This window comes from Agromyces aureus, from assembly GCF_001660485.1.
Lineage (GTDB): Bacteria > Actinomycetota > Actinomycetes > Actinomycetales > Microbacteriaceae > Agromyces > Agromyces aureus.
On record NZ_CP013979.1, the window covers coordinates 2,196,705 to 2,214,774 of the forward strand.

At 69.2% G+C, this 18,070-nt stretch carries 16 protein-coding genes; 10 read left to right on the forward strand and 6 right to left on the reverse strand.

From position 1 onward, the window contains the following. The first annotated feature begins 1 nt into the window (after position 1). The 9 genes from uvrC (at position 2) to ATC03_RS09730 (ending at position 8,581) form a co-directional block, all read left to right on the forward strand. The gene (gene uvrC, locus ATC03_RS09690) at positions 2-1,948 is read left to right on the forward strand and encodes an excinuclease ABC subunit UvrC (protein WP_067876177.1); all 1,947 of its coding nucleotides are present in this window, start codon (positions 2-4) and stop codon (positions 1,946-1,948) included. A 37-nt stretch (positions 1,949-1,985) separates the two neighbouring features. Further along, the gene (gene rapZ, locus ATC03_RS09695) at positions 1,986-2,858 is read left to right on the forward strand and encodes an RNase adapter RapZ (RefSeq protein ID WP_067876180.1); all 873 of its coding nucleotides are present in this window, start codon (positions 1,986-1,988) and stop codon (positions 2,856-2,858) included. 67 nt (positions 2,859-2,925) lie between these two features. Next, positions 2,926-3,906, forward strand: a complete 981-nt coding sequence (gene whiA, locus ATC03_RS09700) for a DNA-binding protein WhiA (RefSeq protein WP_067876184.1) — start codon at positions 2,926-2,928, stop codon at positions 3,904-3,906. 198 nt (positions 3,907-4,104) lie between these two features. Further along, positions 4,105-4,731: a superoxide dismutase gene (locus tag ATC03_RS09705; protein ID WP_067876188.1), complete on the forward strand. Its 627-nt coding sequence runs from the start codon at positions 4,105-4,107 to the stop codon at positions 4,729-4,731. Positions 4,732-4,824: 93 nt separating this feature from the next. Continuing rightward, positions 4,825-5,829: a type I glyceraldehyde-3-phosphate dehydrogenase gene (gene gap, locus ATC03_RS09710; protein WP_067876191.1), complete on the forward strand. Its 1,005-nt coding sequence runs from the start codon at positions 4,825-4,827 to the stop codon at positions 5,827-5,829. Between the two features lie 11 nt (positions 5,830-5,840). After that, the gene (locus tag ATC03_RS09715) at positions 5,841-7,052 is read left to right on the forward strand and encodes a phosphoglycerate kinase (RefSeq protein WP_067876195.1); all 1,212 of its coding nucleotides are present in this window, start codon (positions 5,841-5,843) and stop codon (positions 7,050-7,052) included. Next, entirely contained in the window at positions 7,046-7,834 is a 789-nt protein-coding gene (gene tpiA / locus ATC03_RS09720) for a triose-phosphate isomerase (protein WP_067876198.1), read from the forward strand. The genes ATC03_RS09715 and tpiA overlap by 7 nt, the downstream gene beginning before the upstream one ends. 125 nt (positions 7,835-7,959) lie before the next feature. Continuing rightward, positions 7,960-8,211, forward strand: a complete 252-nt coding sequence (secG, locus tag ATC03_RS09725) for a preprotein translocase subunit SecG (RefSeq protein WP_055857657.1) — start codon at positions 7,960-7,962, stop codon at positions 8,209-8,211. A gap of 4 nt (positions 8,212-8,215) precedes the next feature. Beyond that, positions 8,216-8,581 (forward strand): RNA polymerase-binding protein RbpA, encoded by a 366-nt coding sequence (locus ATC03_RS09730; RefSeq protein WP_067876202.1) that lies wholly within the window; start codon positions 8,216-8,218, stop codon positions 8,579-8,581. 100 nt (positions 8,582-8,681) lie between these two features. Here ATC03_RS09730 and pgl read toward each other — a convergent pair whose 3' ends face one another. From pgl to tkt, 6 genes are read right to left on the reverse strand one after another with little or no spacing between them, the layout of a single operon-like run. Next, positions 8,682-9,452 (reverse strand): 6-phosphogluconolactonase, encoded by a 771-nt coding sequence (pgl, locus tag ATC03_RS09735; RefSeq protein ID WP_067876205.1) that lies wholly within the window; start codon positions 9,450-9,452, stop codon positions 8,682-8,684. Continuing rightward, complete coding sequence (locus ATC03_RS09740; protein ID WP_067876208.1) at positions 9,449-10,408, reverse strand: glucose-6-phosphate dehydrogenase assembly protein OpcA; 960 nt, start codon at positions 10,406-10,408, stop codon at positions 9,449-9,451. Before ATC03_RS09740 ends, pgl begins: the two co-directional genes overlap by 4 nt. Continuing rightward, positions 10,405-11,946, reverse strand: coding sequence for a glucose-6-phosphate dehydrogenase (gene zwf / locus ATC03_RS09745; protein ID WP_067876211.1), 1,542 nt, complete (start codon positions 11,944-11,946; stop codon positions 10,405-10,407). The genes ATC03_RS09740 and zwf overlap by 4 nt, the downstream gene beginning before the upstream one ends. 16 nt (positions 11,947-11,962) lie before the next feature. Next, the gene (locus ATC03_RS09750) at positions 11,963-13,567 is read right to left on the reverse strand and encodes a glucose-6-phosphate isomerase (RefSeq protein ID WP_067876214.1); all 1,605 of its coding nucleotides are present in this window, start codon (positions 13,565-13,567) and stop codon (positions 11,963-11,965) included. Next, positions 13,564-14,673 carry a transaldolase gene (tal, locus tag ATC03_RS09755; RefSeq protein WP_067876217.1) on the reverse strand — a complete coding sequence of 370 codons (1,110 nt, stop codon included), beginning with the start codon at positions 14,671-14,673 and terminating at the stop codon, positions 13,564-13,566. Before tal ends, ATC03_RS09750 begins: the two co-directional genes overlap by 4 nt. 26 nt (positions 14,674-14,699) lie before the next feature. Next, positions 14,700-16,793 carry a transketolase gene (tkt, locus tag ATC03_RS09760; RefSeq protein ID WP_067876221.1) on the reverse strand — a complete coding sequence of 698 codons (2,094 nt, stop codon included), beginning with the start codon at positions 16,791-16,793 and terminating at the stop codon, positions 14,700-14,702. A gap of 331 nt (positions 16,794-17,124) precedes the next feature. On the opposite strand from tkt, the gene ATC03_RS09765 reads away from it, so the two are divergent. Further along, positions 17,125-18,045, forward strand: coding sequence for a heme o synthase (locus tag ATC03_RS09765; RefSeq protein ID WP_067876226.1), 921 nt, complete (start codon positions 17,125-17,127; stop codon positions 18,043-18,045). Positions 18,046-18,070 lie beyond the last annotated feature (25 nt).

An 18,070-nucleotide genomic window follows, 5' to 3' on the forward strand; every position in this document is an offset into this window, starting at 1 on the left:
CATGAGCGACGCCCTGTCCTATCGCCCGAAGGCGGGGGAGATCCCGACCGAGCCCGGGGTCTACCGCTTCCGCGACGGTGATCGGCGCGTGCTGTACGTCGGCAAGGCGAAGAACCTGCGCGCCAGGTTGTCGAACTACTTCGCCCCGCTGCGCACGCTGCATGAGCGCACGCGTCGCATGGTCACGACGGCGAGCTCGGTGGAATGGACCGTGGTCGGCAACGATGTCGAGGCGCTGCAGCTCGAGTACACCTGGATCAAGGAGTTCGAACCGCCCTTCAACGTCAAGTACCGCGACGACAAGTCGTACCCGTACCTCGCGGTCACCCTCGGCGACGAGGCTCCCCGCGCGATCGTCACGCGCCGCAGCGGCATCCCCGGCGCTCGGTACTTCGGCCCGTATCCGAAGGTCTGGGCCGTCAATGAGACTCTCGACCTGCTGTTGAAGCTCTTCCCGATCCGCACCTGCAAGGACTCCGACTACCGGCGTGCGATGGCCTCGGGTCGTCCGTGCTTCGCCGGGCAGATCGGCCGCTGCTTCGGCCCGTGTTCTGGCCGGGTCGGCATCGAGGAGCATCGCGCCAACGTCGATCGCTTCGTCGCGTTCATGACGAATCAGGACCGCCGCATCGTCGACGAACTCTCCCAGCAGATGTTGGAGGCCTCCGCCGCGTTCGAGTACGAGACGGCGGCCCGCCGGCGCGACCAGCTGCAGGCGGCGACCGAGTTCTTCGAGAAGAGTGCGGTCGTGCTGCGCGATGACGTCGACGTCGACGTGTTCGGCATCGACCACGACGAACTCGCCGCCGCGGTGCAGATCTTCGTCGTCCGCGGGGGTCGGGTGCGTGGTGTGCACTCCTGGACCGTCGACAAGGAGCTCGACGTGCCCATCGGCGACCTCGTCGACTCGGTCGTGCAGAACGCCTACGGCGGTCAACTGTCACCACCGCGCGAGGTCGTGGTGCCCGAACTGCCAGACGACGCCGCAGCCCTCGAGACCTGGCTCTCCGAGCGCGCGGGTCGCAAGGTACGGCTTCGTGCAGCCCAGCGTGGCGACAAGGCGGCACTCCTCGCCACGGCCACGCAGAACGCGAAGCAGTCGCTCATGCTCTACAAGACGCGACGGAGCGCCGACTTCACGACGCGGTCGCGCGCCCTCGAGGACATCCAAGAGGCACTGGGCATGGCGGATGCCCCGCTGCGCATCGAGTGCTTCGACGTGTCGCACCTGAGCGGCACCAACATCGTCGCGTCCATGGTCGTGTTCGAAGACGGCCTGCCCCGCAAAGACGAGTACCGGCGCTTCACGATTCCCGAGTCGACCGACGACACCGACTCGATCCATCAGGTGCTCACGCGCAGACTCGCGTACCTCGCCGCGCCGTCCGTCACCACCGCCGAGCAGACCGACGGGGGGGACGTCAGCGATCAGGCGAGTCAGGCGAGCGCGGCCGAGCCGGCCGAGCCGGTCGACGGCACCCGCCGGTCGAAGTTCTCGTACCGCCCGAACCTGCTCGTGGTCGACGGCGGCGAGCCGCAGGTCGCGGCTGCGGCCAGGGCGCTCGCGGAGTCGGGCGTCGAGGGCATCTACCTCTGCGGCATCGCGAAGCGACTCGAGGAGATCTGGACGCCCGACGCCGACTACCCGGTAATCCTCCCGCGCAACAGCGACGCACTGTTCCTGTTCCAACGCGTACGCGACGAGGCGCACCGCTTCGCGATAACGCACCAGCGGCAGCGACGCAAGCGGGACATCTCCTCGGTGCTCGCCGAGATCCCCGGCCTGGGGCCCACCCGCATCAAGGTGCTCCTGCGGCACTTCGGGTCCGTGAAACGCCTGCGCGCGGCATCCGTCGATGAAATCGGCAGTGTCGACGGCTTCGGCCCGACGCTCGCCGCGGTCGTCTACGAGGAGCTCCGCAGCGGTGCGCAGGTCCAACCCCGATAGGCTTGGTGCTCGACGTGCGGGAAGGGGAACCGAGGCGATGGCAACCGAGGTCGAGCAGGAGATGCTCATCGTCACCGGGATGTCGGGGGCCGGTCGTTCGACCGTCGGCAACGCCCTCGAGGACCTGGGCTGGTACGTCGTCGACAACCTCCCGCCGCAGATGCTGCGACCGCTCGTCGAACTGGTCGAACGCGCAGGAGCCTCGCTCCCGCGCATCGCCGCGGTCGTGGACATCCGCGGCCGCGACTTCTTCGCCGAGCTCCGCGAGATCATCCAGGCGCTCCGCACGGGTGTGAACGTCCGCGTCGTGTTCCTCGACGCGACCGATGCGGTGCTGGTGCGTCGGTTCGAGGCCGTGCGCCGACCCCACCCGCTGCAGGGCAACGGAACCCTCCTCGACGGCATCGGGGCCGAGCGCTCCCGACTCGCCGAGCTCCGCGAGGCCGCGGATCTCGTCGTCGACACGTCCGAGCTCAACATCCACCAGCTCGCGAACCTGGTCACCGACGCCTTCGCCGAAGAGGGCCGCGCCGGGGTGAGGGTCACGCTGCTCAGCTTCGGATTCAAGTACGGGCTGCCGACGGATGCCGACCTGGTGGCCGATGCCCGCTTCCTGCCGAACCCGTTCTGGATCGGCGAGCTGCGCAACCTCACCGGCGAGGATCCCGCCGTCTCCGACTACGTCCTCGGCCAGCCGGGTGCCCACGAGTTCGTGGACGCCTACGTGAAGGCGCTGGAGCCGGTGCTGAGCGGCTATCAACGCGAGAACAAGCGTCACGCCACGATCGCGATCGGCTGCACGGGCGGCAAGCACCGTTCAGTCGCCATGGTCCGCGAGCTCGCCGAGCGTCTCGCAGCGTTCCCCGACGTCGCCGTCAGCGTCCGGCACCGCGATCTCGGGCGCGAGTGAGCGTCAGAATTGTCCATGACGCGTGGGGCACGATGCCCGCGCATCCACCGAGAGGAAGGATCACGAGGTGGCATTGACCGCGGATGTGAAAGAAGAACTGGCACGCGTCGAGGTTTCGAAGACGAGTGTCCGCGCGGCCGAGCTGGCCTCCGTGCTCCGCTTCGCCGGCGGCCTGCACATCATCTCGAACCGGATCGCGATCGAGGCCGAGCTCGACTCGCCGACGACCGCGAAGCGCGTGACGCGCGACCTGGGGGAGCTCTACGGCGTCCGCCCCGACGTGTCGGTCATCGCACCCTCGGGAGTCCGCCGCACGAACCAGTTCCTGCTCCGCATCCTTGACGGCGGTGAGACGCTCGCACGCCAGACCGGCCTGCTCGATGCGCGTCGCCGCCCCGTGCGCGGGCTGCCGAACAAGCTCACGACGGGCTCGCGCGACGAGGTCGCCGCCGTCTGGCGCGGGGCCTTCCTCGCGCAGGGCAGCCTGACCGATCCGGGCCGATCGGCCGCCCTCGAGATCACCTGCCCGGGCAACGAGACCGCGATGGCGCTCGTCGGCGCCGCAGGGCGCCTGGGCATCTCGGCGAAGGCCCGTGAGGTGCGCGGAGTGCACCGGGTCGTGATCCGCGACGGCGAGGCGATCAGCGCCATGCTCTCGCTCATGGGGGCGACCGGCACCGTGCGCAACTGGGAGGAGCTGCGCCAGCGCCGCGAAGTGCGTGCGACCGCCAACCGCCTCGTGAACTTCGACGACGCGAACCTCCGCCGGTCCGCCCAGGCCGCCGTCGCCGCGTGCGCCCGCGTCGAGCGCGCGATGGAGTTGCTCGGCGACGACATCCCCGACCACCTGAAGTACGCCGGCGAGCTGCGCCTGGCGCACCGCGAGTCGAGCCTCGACGAGCTCGGCCACCACGCCGACCCGCCCATGACGAAGGACGCCGTCGCGGGCCGCATCCGCCGCCTGCTGGCGATGGCCGACAATCGTGCCGCCGCGCTCGGCGTGCCCGGCACCGAGGCGAGCCTGCCGGCCGACCTCGACGACGTCTAGACCCCGCAGGTCGAGTTCCATACGTGAGACGGATGCCGCGGCATCCGTCTCGTCGTCGACCTCTCCCTCCCTCGAAGGGCGCGCGTCATCGTGCGTCAACCCGGGTCGCGGCCTCGACGAGCGGGCATAGACTCGAATGCGCAGCCGCGGAACACCGGGCAGAGGCCCGGAACGCCCGGCATCTGACAAGGAGAAGCAATGGCTGACTACACCCTCCCCGATCTCGCCTACGACTACTCGGCGCTCGAGCCGGCGATCAGCGGCACGATCATGGAGCTGCACCACTCGAAGCACCACCAAGCGTACGTGACGGGCGCGAACACCGCCCTCGCGCAGCTCGCCGAGGCGCGCGAGACGGGCAACCTCGCCAACGTCAACAAGCTCGAGAAGGACCTCGCGTTCAACCTCGGCGGTCACATCAACCACTCGATCTTCTGGACGAACCTCTCGCCGAACGGCGGCGACAAGCCGACCGGCGACCTCGCGGCCGCCATCGACGACCAGTTCGGTTCGTTCGACGCCTTCCAGGCGCACTTCACGGCCACCGCGCTCGGCGTCCAGGGCTCCGGCTGGGCCGTGCTCGCCTGGGATTCGCTCGGCCAGCGCCTGATCATCGTGCAGTTCTTCGACCAGCAGGGCAACCTGCCGGCGGGCATCGTGCCGCTGCTCATGCTCGACGTCTGGGAGCACGCGTACTACCTCGACTACCGCAACGTCCGCGCCGACTACGTGAAGGCGTTCTGGACGATCGCGGACTGGGACAACGTGCAGAAGCGCTTCGCTGCAGCAAACGAGAAGACCTCAGGGCTGCTGCTACTGTCGTAAACGTGACGGTGCCCTCGGGCATCGTCCGGGGACACCGTCGTCCGATCATTCCCAACATCGCGCGCTCGCGCACCGTCAAATCAGGAGAGATCCGTGTCTGTAAAGATCGGCATCAACGGCTTCGGCCGCATCGGCCGCAACTATTTCCGTGCTGCCCTCGCTCAGGGAGCAGATCTCGAGATCGTCGCGGTCAACGACCTCACCGACAACAAGACGCTCGCACACCTGCTGAAGTACGACTCGATCACGGGCCGCCTCGACGCGACGGTCGACTACGACGACGACAACATCATCGTCGACGGCAAGGCGATCAAGGCCTTCGCCGAGCGCGACCCCGCGAACCTGCCCTGGGGCGAGCTCGGCGTCGACATCGTCATCGAGTCGACCGGCTTCTTCACCAAGGCCGCCGCTGCCCGCAAGCACCTCGAGGCCGGCGCCAAGAAGGTGCTCATCTCGGCCCCCGCGACCGACGAGGACGCGACCTTCGTCATCGGCGTCAACGAGCACGAGTACGACCCCGAGAAGCACCACATCATCTCGAACGCGTCGTGCACTACGAACTGCCTCGCGCCCCTCGCCAAGGTGTTCAACGACACCTTCGGCATCGAGCACGGCCTCATGACGACCGTCCACGCCTACACGGCCGACCAGAACCTCCAGGACGGCCCGCACAGCGACCTCCGTCGTGCGCGTGCCGCCGCGATCAACATCGTCCCGACCTCCACCGGTGCGGCCAAGGCCATCGGCCTCGTGCTGCCCGAGCTCGTCGGCAAGCTCGACGGCTTCGCGCTGCGCGTCCCGGTCCCCACCGGCTCGATCACCGACCTCACCGTCACGACCAAGACCCCGGTCACGGTCGACGAGGTCAAGGCTGCGTACAAGGCCGCCGCCGAGGGCCCCCTGAAGGGCATCCTCAAGTACACCGAAGACGACATCGTGTCGAGCGACATCGTGACCGACCCGCACTCGTCGATCTTCGACGCGGGCCTCGTGCGCGTCATCGGCAACCAGGTGAAGCTCTCGAGCTGGTACGACAACGAGTGGGGCTACTCCAACCGTCTCGTCGACCTGACCGAGTACGTCGCCGAACGTCTCTGAATCGGGACATCGTGACCCTGCGAACGATCGAAAGCCTCGGTTCGCTCGCCGGTACGCGCATCGTCGTCCGTTGTGACCTCAACGTTCCTCTCAAGGACGGGGTCATCACGGACGACGGTCGGGTCCGCGCGTCGCTGCCGACACTCACCGCGCTGACCGACCAGGGAGCGCGCGTCATCGTGATCTCCCACCTCGGTCGCCCTGACGGCGCACCGGACGCGAAGTACAGCCTCGCGCCGGTCGCCGCCCGCCTCGGCGAACTGGTCGACGTGCCCGTCGCGTTCGCGACCGACACCGTCGGCCCGGATGCCGCTGCCAAGGTCGAGGCCCTCGCCGACGGCGAGATCCTCGTGCTCGAGAACCTCCGGTTCAACCCGGGGGAGACCTCGAAGGACGTCTCGGAACGCACGGTGTTCGCCGAGCACCTCGCAGCCTTCGCGGACTCCGTCGTCTCCGACGGCTTCGGCGTGGTGCACCGCAAGCAGGCCAGCGTCTTCGAGCTCGAGGAACTCCGCCCGAGCGCCGCCGGCCTGCTGATCGCCACGGAGCTCGACGTGCTCGACCGGTTGACCGAGAACCCCGAGCGGCCGTACGCGGTCGTCCTCGGCGGCTCGAAGGTCTCCGACAAGCTCGGCGTGATCGCGCACCTGCTCCCGCGGGTCGACACGCTGCTCATCGGCGGCGGCATGCTCTTCACCTTCCTCGCGGCCCAGGGCCACAAGGTCGGCTCCAGCCTGCTCGAGGCCGACCAGATCGACACCGTCAAGGGCTACCTCGCCGAGGCGGCCGAGCGCGGCGTGAACATCGTGCTGCCGACGGATGTCGTCGTCGCGGCGTCGTTCTCGGGTGAAGCCGAGCACGTGGTCGCCGCGGCCGATGCGATCGAGGAGACCCCCTTCGGGGCGTCCGGCCTCGGCCTCGACATCGGACCCGAAACGGCCGCCGCGTTCGCCGAGCACATCCGCTCGTCGAAGACGGTGTTCTGGAACGGACCGATGGGCGTCTTCGAGTTGGCTCCCTTCGCGGCGGGCACCCGTGCCGTCGCGCAGGCGCTCACCGAGGTCGACGGCCTCAGCGTCGTCGGCGGCGGCGACTCCGCGGCGGCCGTCAGGCAGCTCGGATTCTCCGACGACCAGTTCGGTCACATCTCGACGGGCGGAGGCGCAAGCCTCGAGTTCCTCGAGGGCAAGAAGCTTCCCGGACTGGAGGTCCTCGGATGGTAGGCAAGCGCACCCCGTTCATCGCAGGAAACTGGAAGATGAACCTCGACCACCTGCAGGCGGTCGCATTCACCCAGAAGCTCGCGTGGTCGCTGAAGGATGCGAAGCACGACCCGGCCGACGCCGAGGTCGCGGTCTTCCCGCCGTTCACCGACATCCGCTCGGTGCAGACGCTCATCGCGGCCGACAACCTGCCCATCGCCTACGGCGCCCAGGATGTCTCGGCTCACGACTCGGGCGCCTACACGGGCGAGGTGTCGGGCGCGTTCCTCGCGAAGCTCGAGTGCGCGTACGTCATCATCGGCCACTCCGAGCGGCGCACGCTGCACGGCGAGACCGACGCCGACGTGAACGCGAAGGTCCTCGCGGCGCACCGTCACGGCATCGTTCCCGTGCTGTGCGTCGGTGAGACGGCCGAAGACCTCGAGGCGCACGGCCCCAGTGCCGTTCCCGTGGCGCAGCTTCGTGCGGCGCTCGAGAACGTCGAGGGAGCGAAGGGACTCGTCATCGCGTACGAGCCCGTGTGGGCGATCGGCTCCGGGCAGGCGGCGACGCCGCAGCAGGCCGAGCAGGTCTGCGAGGCGCTCCGCGGCGTGCTGCGCGACCTCTTCGGCGACGAGGTCGCCGGCGAGACGCGCGTGCTCTACGGCGGCTCGGTGAAGGCGGCGAACATCGCGTCGTTCCTCCGCGAGCCCAACGTCGACGGCGCGCTCGTCGGCGGTGCGAGCCTCGACATCGACGAGTTCTCGAGCATCGTCCGCTTCAAGAAGCACGTCGGAGCCTGATCCGGTCGGATCTCGGTTCCAGAACGGCGCTGGGCCGGAGACGTGTGTCTCCGGCCCAGCGCCATTCGTCCCGCTATACTCGAATATCGGCACAGACCCCCTCGTCGTGCCCGGAAAGGTTCACCGTGGAGATTCTCCAGGTCGTCCTGCAGGTTCTGCTCGGTATCACGAGCCTCCTGCTGACGCTGCTCATCCTCCTGCACAAGGGCCGCGGTGGCGGTCTGTCCGACATGTTCGGCGGCGGCGTCACGTCCAGCCTCGGCGCCTCGGGTGTCGCAGAGCGCAATCTCAATCGCATCACCGTGATCCTGGGCCTCGTCTGGGTGACGTGCATCGTCATCCTCGGCCTGATCACGAAGTTCGACTCGGGAATCTGAGCGCATGGCCTCCGGAAACAGCGCGATCCGCGGTTCCCGCGTCGGCGCGGGCCCCATGGGCGAGCAGGATCGCGGATTCCACGCGGACCGCGTGGCCGTGAGCTACTGGGACGCCCAGGGCAACGAGACCGTCCGCTACTTCGCGGCGAGTCTGCCCGACGAGGAGATCCCTGAGGTCATCGACAGCCCGTCCACGGGACTGCCGGCCGGCCGCGACAAGGAGAACCCGCCTTCGGTCTCCAAGCTCGAGCCGTACAAGACGCACCTCGCCTACGTGAAGGAGCGCCGCAGCGACGAGGAAGCCGCAGCGCTCCTCGAAGAGGCCCTGACGCAGCTCCGCGCGCGCCGCGGCCAGGCGCCCAAGGAATAGAGCTCCGCCGCTCGATTCCTCTCAGGTGTCGAGCGCAGACGAAGAAGGGGTGAGCCGGTATCGGCTCGCCCCTTCTTCGTGCGTTCTGCGGGGTTCTCGCTCAGTAGTCGCGTGCGATGAGGACCTCGGGGACCTCCGCCGCGGCATCCGAGTCCACGAAGAAGACGGTGCGCCGACGCCCCTTGATGCCCGCGACCGGGACCTCGTCGCGGCTCGCACCCGCGAGCGCCAGGCCGAGAGCCGACGCCTTGTCGGCGCCCGACAGGACGAACCAGATGCGCTGCGACGCGTTCAGCACCGGCCTGGTCAGGCTGAGGCGCTCGGGCGGCGGCTTGGGGGAGTTGCGGACGGCGATCACCGTGCGGTCGGTCACCTGAATGCCGGAGCGGTGCGGGAAGAGCGACGCGATGTGCCCGTCGGGCCCGACACCGAGGAAGGTGATGTCGAACGCCGGCGCATCGGCTCCGTCGACGCCGTGTTCGGCGAGCTCGGCCGCGAACGCGACCGCCGCATCGTCGAGCGTCATCCCGGAGTCCGACGCCGGGAACCGATGGACGTTCTCATCGGGGAGGTCGAGGTCGTCGAGCAGGGAGCGATCGGCGATCCAGTCGTTGCGCTCGTCGCTGCCCGCGGGGACCCAACGCTCATCGCCCCACCAGAAGTGCACACGCGACCAGTCGATGCTCGTGCGTGCGGGGGACGAGGCGATGGACTCCAGCACGGCGCCGGCCATCGACCCTCCCGTCAGCACGACGTGCGCGACGGGCTGGTCATCGAGGATGTCGAGCATCTTCGTGATGAACCGCGCCGCGACCGAACTCGCCAACGACCCCTTGTCGGGATGCACGAGCACTCGGCGTTCGTTCGTCATGCGGTGGCTCCCTCGGCCTCGGGTTCGCTGAGCAGCGCCAGGCCGCTCCTGATCACCTCACCGTACAGCTCGTCGGGGTCGAGGCGACGCAGCTCGTCGGCCAGGCAGTCGCGAAGGTTCCGTCGCGGCAGCGCCACGTCGTGCAACGGCTGGTCGGGCTGTCGGAGGGTCGCGACGCCGGGCTGGTCCCTGATCAGCTCGATGACGCCGGTCTCGCGTTCGAGCGTGACGCCGTGGATGCCGTGGGATCCCTCGGCGACGTCGGTGAGGACGTACCCGGTCGGGGCGTCGAGCTGCAGTCGCAGCCAGGCCGCGAGGAGCGTCGTGGACGGCGAGTCGGCGGCGCCCGTGACGTGCACGCGGGTGACGGGTGCGTACGGCGGCTGGTCCAGCACAGCCGCGAGCTGCGCACGCCACAGCGTCAGACGGGTCCACGCGAAGTCGGCGTCGCCGGGCGTGTAGCTGTCGACGAGTGCGCGGAGCGCCGCCTGCGGGTCGGGCTGGCTCGAGGCATCCGTGATGCGTCGCTGTGCGATGCGACCGAGCGGCGATACACCGGGAACGGCGGGTGCCGTACTCGGCCACCAGGTCACCACCGGGGCGTCGGGCAGGAGGAGCGCCATGACGAGACTCTCCTCGTCGCGTGCGACGGGTCCGTGCGCACGGAGCACGATCACCTCGCTCGCGCCGGCGTCGCCGCCGACACGGATCTCCGCATCGAGGCGCGGAGCGACGTCGGCGGGCTCGTCGGGGTCGGCCGTGACGACGATGACGCGCATCGGGTGCTCGCGCGACGCATCGTTCGCGGCCTCGATCGCCTCCTCCTCGACGCCGGGCGTCGTGGCGATGACGAGCGTGAGCACGCGTCCGAGCGCGACGACGCCGTTCTCCTCGCGGATCTTGACGAGCGACTTCGAGACCTTGCTGGTGGTGGTGTCGGGCAGGTCGACGATCACGGACGCCTCCAGGTTCGGCCGTCGCGGGCGAGCAGGGCGTCGGCGGATGCCGGTCCCCACGTTCCGGGGCGGTACTGTTCGGGCTGGCCCTGCGTGGACCAGAACTCCTCGATGGGGTCGAGGATCTTCCACGAGAGCTCGACCTCCTCCTGACGGGGGAAGAGGGGCGGATCGCCGAGCAGCACATCGAGGATGAGCCGCTCGTACGCCTCGGGGCTGGCCTCGGTGAACGCGTGGCCGTAGCCGAAGTCCATCGTGACGTCGCGCACCTGCATACCCGCGCCGGGCACCTTCGACCCGAACCGGATCGTGACCCCCTCGTCGGGCTGCACGCGGATCACGAGGGCGTTCTCGCCCAGCTGCGAGGTCTGGCTGTCGGCGAAGAGCTGCTGCGGCGCACGCTTGAAGACGACCGCGATCTCGGTGACCCGTCGTCCGAGGCGCTTACCGGCCCGGAGGTAGAACGGCACGCCCGCCCAGCGGCGCGTGCCGATGGTGAGCTTCATGGCCGCGTACGTCTCGGTCAACGACTCGGGGTTCATGCCGTCCTCGTCGAGGAACCCGATGACCTCCTCGCCGCCCTGCCAGCCGCCCGCGTACTGACCGCGAGCCGTGCCGGTCGCCAGGTCTTCGGGCAGTCGCACCGCCGCGAGGATCTTCTCCTTCTCGGCGCGGAGGTCCGATGCCTCGAACGAGATCGGCTCCTCCATGGCCGTGAGGGCGAGCAGTTGCAGCAGGTGGTTCTGGATCACGTCGCGCGCAGCGCCGATGCCGTCGTAGTAGCCGGCACGACCGCCGACGCCGATGTCCTCGGCCATCGTGATCTGCACGTGGTCGACGTAGTTCGCGTTCCAGATGGGCTCGTAGAGCTGGTTCGCGAACCGGAGGGCGAGAATGTTCTGAACGGTCTCCTTGCCCAGGTAGTGGTCGATGCGGAACACCGAGTCGGGCGGGAAGACCGAGGCCACGACGTCGTTCAGCTCGCGAGCCGTCTTGAGGTCGGAGCCGAACGGCTTCTCGATGACGACACGGCGCCACTGGCCGTTCTTCTGCTCGGTGAGACCCGATCGCTTGAGCTGCTCCGTCACGAGGGGGAACGACTTCGGCGGGATCGACAGGTAGAACGCGTGGTTGCCCATCGTTCCGCGCTCGGCGTCGAGATCGGCCACGACGCCCCGAAGGCGGTCGAATGCGTCGTCGTCGTCGAAGTCGCCCTGGACGAAGCGGATGCCGCGTGCGAGCTGCTTCCAGACGTCCTCACGGAACTCGGTGCGCGCGTACTGGCGCACCGAATCGTGAACGACCTTCTCGAAGTCCTGGTCCTGCCAGTCGCGGCGGGCGAAGCCCACGAGCGCGAATCCGGGAGGGAGCAGGCCTCGGTTCGCGAGGTCGTACACGGCCGGCATCAGCTTCTTGCGCGACAGGTCGCCCGTGACGCCGAAGATGATGAGGCTCGAGGGGCCGGCGATGCGATTGAGCCGGTAGTCCTTCGGAGATCGAAGCGGGTTGTTTCCCGCGGAGATGGTTGCCGGAGGCATGTGGACCCTTCCTGGATCAGCCGATGGCGTCGAAGAGCGCGGCGACGTTCGTCGTCGGGTCGGTGAGGGTGAGCGTCAGCACCGGACGACCGAGGTCGGCGAGCACGCTCGAGTCGCCCGACGCCTGCGCGGCGATGAGCTGGCCGAAGGTGAACGGACGCTCGGGGATCGAGAGGTCTTCGGCGACGGCCTGGGTCACCTGCAGGAACACGCCGACGGCTGGGCCGCCCTTGTGGAACTGTCCGGTCGAGTGCAGGAACCTCGGGCCCCAGCCGAAGGTCACCGGGCGCCCGGCGCGCGCGGCGAGGCGCGCGCGGAGCTCTTCGAGCTCGGGGTGCGCGACCCGGTCGACGTAGGCCTGGACCGACAGGTAGCCGTTCTCGGGCAGCTCCTCGAGCAGCACCTCGATGGCCGACTCGAGGTCGCTCGACGCTCCGATGACCTCGGGCGTGCCGCGCACCTCGATGCCGGCGGCGACGAACGCGGCGGGCGTCGGCTCGGGGCGGGCGTCGAGCAGTCCGCGGGCGGCGATCTTGGCGGACTCCACATCGGGCTGGTCGAAGGGATTGATGCCGAGCAGGCGACCCGCGACGGCGGTGGCGTACTCCCAGACGAGCAACTGCGCACCGAGGGTGCCGGACACGCGGATCTCGTCGGTGCCGTCGTCGACGAGCTGCTCGAGTCCGGCGTCGTCGACCACCCGCACGACCTGGAGGTCGGGGAGGTCTTCGGTGAGCTCGGGAGCGCTCGTCTCGAGGACGACGGGAAGGATGCCCGTGCCCTCCTTGCCCGTCGACTCCGCGATCAGCTGCTCGGCCCAGTCGGCGAAGCCGACGATGTGCGTGCCGTCGGCGACGATCGCGAGCTTGTCGCGGCGAGGGCTGGTCGCGGCGATCGCCGCACCGAGCACGAGGCCGGGATTCTCGGGGGAGTCGACCGCGAGTGCGAGCTCGATGCTCTCGGCCTCGTCGAGGATCTCGGCGATGTCGACGCCCGCGAGGCCGGACGGCACGAGGCCGAACGCGGTGAGCGCCGAGTAGCGGCCGCCCACGTTCGGGTCGGCGTTGAACACGCGGTAGCCCGCGGCCCGTGCCGACTCGTCGAGGGGCGAACCGGGGTCCGTGACGATCACGATGCGGGTCAACGGGTCGATGCCGGCCTCGGTGAAGGCCTGCTCGTACACGCGGCGCTGACTGTCGGTCTCGACGGTGGATCCCGACTTCGACGACACGACCAGCGCCGACACGGCGAGGCGGTCTGCGAGGGCGGCACGGACCTGGCCCGGCTCCGTGGAATCGAGCACGGTGAGGTCGACGCCGGCCGTGCGGGTGATCACCTCGGGCGCGAGCGACGAGCCGCCCATGCCCGCGAGCACGATGTGCTCGACCCCGGCGGCGTGGAGCTCGGCACGGAGCGCCTCGATCTCGGCGACGAGCGGGCGCGAGATCGCGACCGCCTCGGTCCAGCCGAGTCGCTTGTTCGACTCCTCCTCGGCCGCGGGGCCCCAGAGCGCCCCGTCCTGGGCCGTGATGCCACTCGCGACGAGGTCGGCCACGAGGGCCGGTACGGCCGTGCGGACGGCTTCGGCCGCGGCGCCGCTGACGGCGATGCGGAAGCTCATCGTGCACCCTCCAGCGCGCCGGTGACGGTGTCGAGGAGCTCGTGCCACGAGACGATGAACTTCTCGACGCCCTCGCGCTCGAGGAGCGCCGTCACGTCGTCGTAGGACACGCCGACCGACGCCAGGGCGTCGAGCACGGCGGTTGCGGCCGCGTACGCGCCCGTGATGCTGTCGCCTTCGACGACGCCGTGGTCGAAGGTGGCCTCGAGCGTCTTCTCGGGCATGGTGTTCACGACTCCCTGCGCGACCAGTCCGGTCACGTAGAGGGTATCGGGCAGTGCAGGGTCCTTCACGCCGGTCGAGGCCCACAGCGGGCGCTGCTTGTTCGCCCCGGCCTCGAGCAGTGCCGCGGCACGTTCGCCGGCGAACTCCTGCTCGAAGAGCTCGTAGGCGAGCTGGGCGTTCGCGACGCCGGCCTTCGACTTCAGGGCGATGGCCTCGTCGGTGCCGATCGCCTCGAGGCGCTTGTCGATCTCGCTGTCGACGCGCGAGACGAAGAACGAGGCGACCGAGTGGATGGTCGACAGGTCGATGCCGGCCTCCTTCGCGATCTCGAGCCCGGCGAGGTAGGCGGCGATGACGGCGCGGTAGCGGTCGAGGCTGAAGATGAGCGTCACGTTCACGCTGATGCCGGCGCCGATCGCCGCGGTGATGGCGTCGAGCCCCTCGATGGTCGCGGGGATCTTGATCATCGCGTTGGGGCGGTCGACCTTGGCCCAGAGCGCCTTGGCGGAGGCGATCGTGCCGTCGGTGTCGTGCGCCAGGTCGGGCGCGACCTCGATCGAGACACGACCGTCGTAGCCGTTGCTCGCGTCGTAGACCGGGCGGAAGATGTCCGACGCCGCGCGGACGTCGTCGGTGGTGATCTCGAACACGGCGGTGTCGACGTCGGCGCCGGCCGCGGCCAGGGCCGCGACCTGCTCGGCGTATGCGGCGCCGTTCGTGAGCGCACCCGCGAAGATCGTGGGGTTGGTGGTCACGCCGACGACGTTGCGCTCGGCGATCAGCTTCTCGAGGCCTCCTGAGACGATGCGCTCGCGCGAGAGGTCGTCGAGCCAGATGCTGACGCCGGCTGCCGAGAGGTCTGCGGTGGGGGTGGTGGTCATGATCTCGAATCTCCTTCTTGCTCGCGTCAGGCCGACGCGAGCGAATCCTTGGCAGCGGCGACGACGGCTTCGGTCGTGATGCCGAACTCGCGGAACAGCGTCTTGTAGTCGGCGGAGGCGCCGAAGTGCTCGATCGAGACCGAGCGACCGCGGTCGCCCACGATCTTGTCCCAGCTGAGCGCGACGCCGGCCTCGACCGACACGCGCGCGGTGACGGCGGCGGGCAGCACGGACTCGCGGTACGCGGCATCCTGCTCGGCGAACCAGTCGAGGCTGGGCGCCGAGACGACGCGAGCCTGGATGCCCTCTGCTGCGAGCTGCTCGCGAGCGGCGACGGCCAGTTGCACCTCGGAGCCCGTGGCGATGAGGATCACGTCGGGCGTGCCGGACGCCGCCTCGGCGAGCACGTAGGCGCCCTTCGCGACCCCGTCGGTCGAGGCGAACACGTCACCGGACGCCTCGCCCGCGCCGCGAGCGAACACCGGGATGTTCTGGCGCGTGAGGGCGATGCCGACCGGGGCGTCGCGCCGCTTCAGGATCTCGAGCCAGGCCGCGGCCGTCTCGTTGGCGTCGGCCGGACGGACGACCGAGAACCCGGGGATCGCCCGGAGCGTCGCGAGCTGTTCGATCGGCTGGTGCGTCGGGCCGTCTTCGCCGAGCGCGACGGAGTCGTGCGTCCAGACGAAGATCGAGGGCACCTTCATGAGCGCGGCCAGACGCACGGCAGGGCGCATGTAGTCGCTGAAGATGAGGAACGTGCCGCCGAACGGACGTGTCTTGCCGTGCAGGACGATGCCGTTGACGATCGCGGCCATCGCGTGCTCACGGATGCCGAAGTGCAGCACGCGGCCATACGGGTTGCCCGAGAACTCGTGCGTCGACCATTCGGTCGGGATGAACGAGGCCGCCCCGTTGATGGTCGTGAGGTTCGACTCGGCGAGGTCGGCCGAGCCGCCCCAGAACTCGGGCAGCTGCGCGGCGAGGCCGTTGATGACCTTGCCGCTCGCGGCGCGGGTCGACACCTCGGTGCCGCTCTCGAACGCGGGGAGCGCGTCGGCGAGGTCCGCGGGGAGCTCGCCGGCCTCGAGGCGGTCGAGGAGCTGCTTGCGCTCGGGGTTGGCCTCGGCCCACGCGTCGAAGGACACCTGCCACTCGGCCTTCAGCGCCGCGCCGCGCTCGAGCGCGCCACGGGTGTGCTCGATGACCTCTTCGGCGACGACGAACGTCTGCTCGGGGTCGAAGCCGAGCACCTCCTTGGTGGCGGCGAGCTCGGAGGCGCCGAGGGCCGAACCGTGGATCTTGCCGGAGTTCTGCTTGCCGGGGGAGGGCCATCCGATGATGGTCTTCAGGATGATGATGGACGGCTTGGAGGTCTCGCCCTTGGCGGCCTCGAGCGCGTCGTTCAGCTCGGCCACGTCTTCGACGTACTGGCCGGTCTTCTTCCAGTCGACGGTCTGGACGTGCCATCCGTACGCCGCGTAGCGTGCCGCGACGTCTTCGGTGAAGGCGATGTTGGTGTCGTCCTCGATGGAGATCTGGTTGGAGTCGTAGATCACGACGAGGTTGCCGAGCTGCTGGTGGCCGGCGAGCGAGGATGCCTCGCTGGTCACGCCCTCCTGCAGGTCGCCGTCGCCGGCGATCACGTAGACGTTGTGGTCGAACGGGCTCGTGCCGGCCGCGGCATCCGGGTCGAACAGCCCGCGCTCGAAGCGCGAGGCGTAGGCGAAGCCGACCGCGGAGGCGAGACCCTGGCCGAGCGGGCCCGTGGTGATCTCGACGCCGTCGGTGTGGCCGTACTCGGGGTGGCCGGGGGTCTTCGAGCCCCAGGTGCGCAGCGCCTTCAGGTCGTCGAGCTCGAGTCCGTCGCCGGCCAGGTAGAGCTGCACGTACTGGGTCAGCGAGCTGTGGCCCACCGACAGGATGAAGCGGTCGCGGCCGAGCCACTGGTGGTCGGCGGGGTCGCGGCGCATGACCTTCTGGAACAGCAGGTACGCGGCGGGAGCGAGGCTCATGGCCGTGCCGGGGTGGCCGTTCCCGACCTTCTCGACGGCGTCGGCCGCCAAGATGCGTGCGGTGTCGACAGCGCGATCGTCGATGGTCTCCCAGTTCAGGTGAGTCACGAGTGGAGTGTTCCTTCCGATGGTGAGCGGCCCCGAGGTTCTCGGTCGGCCAGGGAAATCGCTGCGGCGACGTTGCCATCCTGCGCGCACGCCCACACCCCGCGGAAGTGTGTGGGTCGTGAACAACGCGGGAAGGCCCGCATGCTCAAAGTATATGGAAAGGCTCAGTTTCGCGGACGTGACGGTGGGTTCACGGCTCGATCGGAGGCATGTGAGGTCGGCCGGATCGGCCGGAGCGCCGGGGTCGCACTGGGGATGCCGATGACGCCGGATGACATAGAATGCCGTGTGGGCCGCGTCGTGTTCGTCGCGCCCGCGCGGAAGAGGAGCGATGCAGGCAGCAGTTGAGACGCGGCAAGCGACGACCGAGCCGACCCTGAAGCGCAAGCTCTCGGCGTACCTCGCGCTCACGAAGCCGCGCGTGATCGAGCTGCTGCTCGTGGTCACGGCGCCGACGATGATCCTCGCCCAGAACGGGCTGCCGAGCCTCTGGCTCATGGTCGCGACGCTGATCGGCGGCGCCATGAGCGCCGGGTCGGCCGGTGCGTTCAACTGCTACATCGACCGCGACATCGATCGCGTCATGAAGCGCACGCAGGGCCGCCCGCTGGTCACCGGCGAACTGACCGACCGCGAGGCCCTCGTGTTCGCCTACGGCCTCGGCCTCGCGTCGATCATCTGGCTCGGCCTGTTCACGAACTGGGTCGCCGCGGCGCTCTCGCTCGCCGCCATCCTGCTGTACGTCGTCTTCTACAGCCTGATCCTGAAGCGCCGCACGGCGCAGAACATCGTCTGGGGCGGCATCGCGGGCTGCATGCCCGTGCTCATCGGCTGGGCCGCGGTCACCGGCGACCTGAGCTGGCCGCCGTTCATCCTGTTCCTGATCATCTTCCTCTGGACGCCGCCGCACTACTGGCCGCTCTCGATGAAGTACAAGGACGACTACGCGGCCGCCGGCGTGCCGATGCTCGCCGTGGTGCGCGGGCGCGCCCAGGTCGGACTGCAGGTCATCCTGTACGCGTGGGCGACCGTCGCCTGCACGTTGCTGCTCATCCCGGTGGCCGGCATGGGCCTGCTCTACTCGAGCGTCGCGCTCGTCACGGGTGCCTGGTTCATCTACGAGACGCACCGCCTGTACAACCTGGCGATCCGCCACGTGCAGGTCTCGCCGATGCGGGTGTTCCACGGCTCGATCGCGTACCTCACGCTGGTCTTCCTCGCGGTCGGCATCGACCCGCTGCTGCCCTTCTAGCCGGCAGGCCACGTGGTCTGCAGGC

Bases quoted from the DNA above. Each gene is read 5' to 3' on its own strand.
- uvrC (WP_067876177.1), top strand. From the start codon at position 2: ATGAGCGACGCCCTGTCCTATCGCCCGAAGGCGGGGGAGATCCCGACC.
- rapZ (WP_067876180.1), top strand. From the start codon at position 1,986: ATGGCAACCGAGGTCGAGCAGGAGATGCTCATCGTCACCGGGATGTCG.
- ATC03_RS09705 (WP_067876188.1), top strand. From the start codon at position 4,105: ATGGCTGACTACACCCTCCCCGATCTCGCCTACGACTACTCGGCGCTC.
- tpiA (WP_067876198.1), top strand. From the start codon at position 7,046: ATGGTAGGCAAGCGCACCCCGTTCATCGCAGGAAACTGGAAGATGAAC.
- ATC03_RS09730 (WP_067876202.1), top strand. From the start codon at position 8,216: ATGGCCTCCGGAAACAGCGCGATCCGCGGTTCCCGCGTCGGCGCGGGC.
- pgl (WP_067876205.1), bottom strand. From the start codon at position 9,452: ATGACGAACGAACGCCGAGTGCTCGTGCATCCCGACAAGGGGTCGTTG.
- zwf (WP_067876211.1), bottom strand. From the start codon at position 11,946: ATGCCTCCGGCAACCATCTCCGCGGGAAACAACCCGCTTCGATCTCCG.
- ATC03_RS09750 (WP_067876214.1), bottom strand. From the start codon at position 13,567: ATGAGCTTCCGCATCGCCGTCAGCGGCGCCGCGGCCGAAGCCGTCCGC.
- tal (WP_067876217.1), bottom strand. From the start codon at position 14,673: ATGACCACCACCCCCACCGCAGACCTCTCGGCAGCCGGCGTCAGCATC.
- ATC03_RS09765 (WP_067876226.1), top strand. From the start codon at position 17,125: ATGCAGGCAGCAGTTGAGACGCGGCAAGCGACGACCGAGCCGACCCTG.